This window comes from Burkholderia sp. 3C (genome assembly GCF_054589155.1).
The window spans coordinates 316,687-320,938 of record NZ_BAAILN010000044.1 but is presented as its reverse complement, the minus strand read 5'-3'; the positions used below and the strand labels follow the sequence as shown (position 1 = coordinate 320,938).

Here is a 4,252-nt window from a genome sequence, read left to right as displayed (position 1 = left end):
GCATGCCGGACGCCATGGCGCCGCCCGCGTTCGCGCGGGCGGCGGATCGACGAGGATCGACACATAAGGGCGCGCGAGCCGGCCGGCGTCGCGCGGGTTGAACGAACATTGATCGTATCGAGACGAATCATGCAAGCACATGTTGCCCCGCTGAAAACCCTGTTCCTGCAAGCGCCGTCGTATGACGGCTTCGACGGCGGCGCCGGCTCGCGTTATCAGGCCAAGCGCGAAATCCGCTCGTTCTGGTATCCGACCTGGCTCGCGCAGCCCGCCGCACTCGTGCCCGGCAGCCGCGTGCTCGACGCGCCGGCCGACGGGCTGTCGGTGGAAGACACCCTGAAGATCGCCGCCGAATACGATCTCGTCATCATCCACACCAGCACGCCGTCGTTTCCCACCGACGCGACCTTCGCGCAGGACCTCAAGCAGCGCAAGCCGTCGGTGCTGGTGGGCATGGTCGGCGCCAAGGTGGCCGTCGATCCGCACAACTCGTTGACGGCCTCGGACGCGATCGATTTCGTCTGCCGCGAGGAGTTCGACTACACGTGCCGCGACGTGGCCGACCGCAAGCCGTTCAGCGAAATACTCGGCCTCAGCTATCGCGCCGCCGACGGCGCGATCGAGCACAACGGTCCGCGCCCGATGATCGAGGAAATGGACGAGCTGCCGTTCGTCGCGCCCGTCTACAAGCGCGACCTGAAGATCGGCAACTATTTCATCGGATACCTGAATTACCCGTACGTCTCGATCTACACGGGCCGCGGCTGCCGCTCGAAATGCACGTTCTGCCTGTGGCCGCAAACGGTGGGCGGCCACCGCTACCGCGTGCGCTCGGTCGAGAACGTGCTGGCCGAAGTGAAGTGGATTCGCGACAACATGCCCGAAGTGAAGGAGATCATGTTCGACGACGACACCTTCACCGACTTCAAGCCGCGCGTGGAGGAAATCGCCCGCGGCCTCGGCAAGCTCGGCGTGACGTGGTCGTGCAACGCGAAGGCCAACGTGCCGTACGACACGCTGAAGGTCATGAAGGAAAACGGCCTGCGCCTGCTGCTGGTGGGCTACGAATCGGGCGACGACCAGATCCTGCTGAACATCAAGAAGGGCCTGCGCACCGATATCGCGCGCCGCTTCAACGAGGATTGCAAGAAGCTCGGCATCAAGATTCACGGCACGTTCATTCTGGGCCTGCCCGGCGAAACCAAGGACACGATCAAGAAAACGATCGAATACGCCAAGGAAATCAACCCGCACACCATTCAGGTGTCGCTGGCCGCGCCGTATCCGGGCACGAAGCTTTATGAGCAGGCCATCGAAAACGGCTGGATGGAAGAGAACAAGACCATCAACCTGGTCAGCAAGGCCGGCGTGCAACTGGCCGCGATCGGCTATCCGCACTTGTCGAAGGACGACATCTATCACGAGCTCGAACACTTCTACCGGGCGTTTTATTTCCGGCCGTCGAAGATCTGGGAGATCGTGAGCGAGATGCTGACGAGCTGGGACATGATGAAACGCCGTTTGCGCGAGGGCGTAGAATTCTTCCGTTTTCTGCGGGCACACGAGGCTTGAACGGAGTGAAGCAAGGAAGTTCGGGAAGGGCGCTGATCATGACGGCCGACGATTTCGGTCTGCATCCGCGCGTCAATGCCGCCGTCGAGCGCGCGCATCGCGATGGCGTGCTCGCGGCGGCCAGTTTGATGGTGGCCGCGCCGGCCGCGCGCGATGCCGTGGAACGCGCGCGGCGTTTGCCGTCGCTCGCGGTGGGCCTGCATCTGGTGCTGGCCGACGGCGCGGCGATGTTGCCGCCGGGCGAGATTCCGGCGCTGGTCGGGCCGGACGGCCGTTTCGGCGGCGCGATGGCGCGCGACGGCTGCCGGTTCTTTTTCCTGCCGTGGGTGCGCGCGCAACTGCGCCGCGAGATCCGCGCGCAATTCGAGGCGTTCGCCGCGACCGGGCTGGTGCTCGATCACGTCAATGCGCACAAGCATTTCCATCTGCATCCGACCGTGCTCGCGATGATCGTCGAGATCGGGCGCGACTACGGCTTGCGCGCGGTGCGGCTGCCGTTCGAGCGCGGCGCGCCGGCCTGGCTGCGGCCCTGGATCGCGCTGGTGCGTGCGCGGCTCGACCGCGCCGGGCTCGCGCATAACGACTACGTGATCGGCATAGAGCAAACGGGGCGGATGGACGAGCGCGTGCTGCTCGACGCGATCGCCGCGATGCCGGTGCGCGGCGTGGGTGAGCTGTACTGCCATCCGGCCGAGGCCGATGTGGAGGCGGGCGATGCGCCGGTCACGGCGTCGATGCGTGGCTACCGGCCGGCGGCCGAACTCGATGCGCTGCTGTCGCCGCGCGTGGCGGCCGCGCTGGCCGAGGCGGGCATCGCACGCGGCGGGTTCGCGGCCGTGTTCGGCGGCGCGGGCACGCTGCGCGGCATCGATGCGGGCGGCGCGCATGCCGCCCCGGCAGCGGGTGCGACACGATGATCAAATGGATTCGCCGGCTCGGCTGGCCGGTTGGTATCGCACTGCTGCTCGTGACGGTCGTGCATCAGGGCTTCGGCGACGTGATGCGCATCATCGGCCGCGCCGGCTTCGTCCTGCTCTGGCTCGTGCCGTTCCATCTGGTCCCGCTGCTGCTCGACGCGCAGGCCTGGCGCCTGCTGCTCGATCGCCGTGCGCCGCTGCCGTTTCTGTGGTGGATCGCCACCATCCGCGAGGCCGTGAACCGGCTGTTGCCGACGGTCGGCGTGGGCGGCGAGATCGTCGGCATCCGGCTCGCGCGCTGGAAGGTGCCCGATGCGAGCTTCGTGACGGCCTCGGTGATCGTCGAGGTGCTGATCACCGTCAGCGTGCAGTACGCGTTCTCGGCCATCGGCCTGGTCATGCTGCTGGCGCTGACCGATACGGGCGGGGGCGGCAGCGCGCGGACCATCGCGCTGGCGCTGGTGCTGTCGCTGCCGATTCCGGCCGTGTGCTTCGTGCTGCTGCGGCGCGGCGGGATCTTCCACACCATCGAACGCTTCGCGGGCAAGCTGCTCGGCGATACCAGCGCGCTGTTGCAAGGCATCGACGGCAAGCGGCTCGATGCCGACATCACCGGCCTGCTCAAGCGCACCGGGCTGCTGGCGCGCGCGTTTCTGCTGCAACTGATCGCCTACCTCATCGGCGCGCTGGAAATCTACTGGGCGCTCGAATTGCTCGGCCATCGCGTGCCGGTGGGCGGCGCGATCGCGATCGAGGCGATGATCCAGGCGGTGCGGCACGCGGCGTTCATGGTGCCGGGCGGGGTGGGCGTGCAGGAGGGCACCATCGTCGTGCTGGCGCAGTTGTTCGGCGTCGATCGCGAGACGGCGTTTTCGCTGGCGCTGGTGCGGCGCGCGCGCGAGCTGCTGTTCGGCGGGCTGGCGCTGGCGTCGTGGCAGATCGTCGAGATCGGCGTGACGCGGCGCGAGCTGCGCGCATCGAAGCACGAAGCGAAGCACGAAGCGAACGCACCGCAAGCCGGCGACGATGACGATGAAGGCGGCAACCGGCCCGCCGCGGCGGAGCCGGGCGCATCCCGCGCGCAGCGCGAGCAAAACCGCGAGCCCGAGACGCGCTAACCGCTACCAACCCGATTTGTGAACAGTGCGCAGACGCGCGTATGCTTCCACGGTGCTCAGTTCGGTGCGTTCGCGCGCATCCGTGTTCCCCATGATTGCATCTGTTTTCCGGCCGGCGCGGCCGTGGCTGGTGGCCGCGACCGTCGCCGCGACCTGTCTGCTCGGCGGCTGCGACAGCCGCCAGGAGGACGCCGTCGTGCATCGACTCAAGCAACTGTTCCGCTCGATCCAGCCCGCGCCGCTGCTGCTGCGCAAGCTGAAGGCCGGCGTCTCGACCGAGGACGAGGTGCGCGCGCAGCTCGGCAAGCCCGAAACCGAGCGCCAGAACCTCGACGGCTCGAAGCGCCTCGAGTACCCGCGCGGGCCGATGGGCGACGAAACCTACATGGTCGACATCGACCGCAACGGCCTGTATCTCGGCGCAACGCAAGTGCTGACGGCCGACACCTTCGCGATGATCCGCCCCGGCATGACGCAGGATCAGGTCCGCCAACTGCTCGGCAAGCCGACCGAGGTGGCGCGCTACCCGCTCAAGCCCGAAACGGTATGGAGCTGGCGCTGGCGCGAGGACGGCGTCAACCAGGATGCGTTCTACAACGTGCATTTCGGCGACGACGGGCTGGTGACGACCACCTCGCGCTCGGA

At 67.3% G+C, this 4,252-nt stretch carries 4 protein-coding genes; all 4 read left to right on the top strand.

Going from position 1 to position 4,252, the window contains the following annotated elements; all coding sequences use genetic code 11:
* The first annotated feature begins 150 nt into the window (after nucleotides 1-150).
* Entirely contained in the window at nucleotides 151-1,572 is a 1,422-nt protein-coding gene (gene hpnJ / locus ACYP33_RS07775; RefSeq protein WP_459621071.1) for a hopanoid biosynthesis associated radical SAM protein HpnJ, read from the top strand.
* 38 nt (nucleotides 1,573-1,610) lie between these two features.
* Nucleotides 1,611-2,489, top strand: a complete 879-nt coding sequence (gene hpnK / locus ACYP33_RS07770; RefSeq protein WP_459620808.1) for a hopanoid biosynthesis-associated protein HpnK — start codon at nucleotides 1,611-1,613, stop codon at nucleotides 2,487-2,489.
* Nucleotides 2,486-3,607, top strand: coding sequence for an HpnL family protein (locus tag ACYP33_RS07765; protein ID WP_459620807.1), 1,122 nt, complete (start codon nucleotides 2,486-2,488; stop codon nucleotides 3,605-3,607). The genes hpnK and ACYP33_RS07765 overlap by 4 nt, the downstream gene beginning before the upstream one ends.
* Nucleotides 3,608-3,698: 91 nt before the next feature.
* Nucleotides 3,699-4,252 (top strand): outer membrane protein assembly factor BamE domain-containing protein (gene bamE / locus ACYP33_RS07760; protein WP_459620805.1); only part of this gene is annotated, 554 nt, incomplete at its 3' end.

Coding starts and splice junctions, on each gene's coding strand:
- ACYP33_RS07765 (WP_459620807.1), top strand. CDS start 2,486: ATGATCAAATGGATTCGCCGGCTCGGCTGGCCGGTTGGTATCGCACTG.
- hpnK (WP_459620808.1), top strand. CDS start 1,611: ATGACGGCCGACGATTTCGGTCTGCATCCGCGCGTCAATGCCGCCGTC.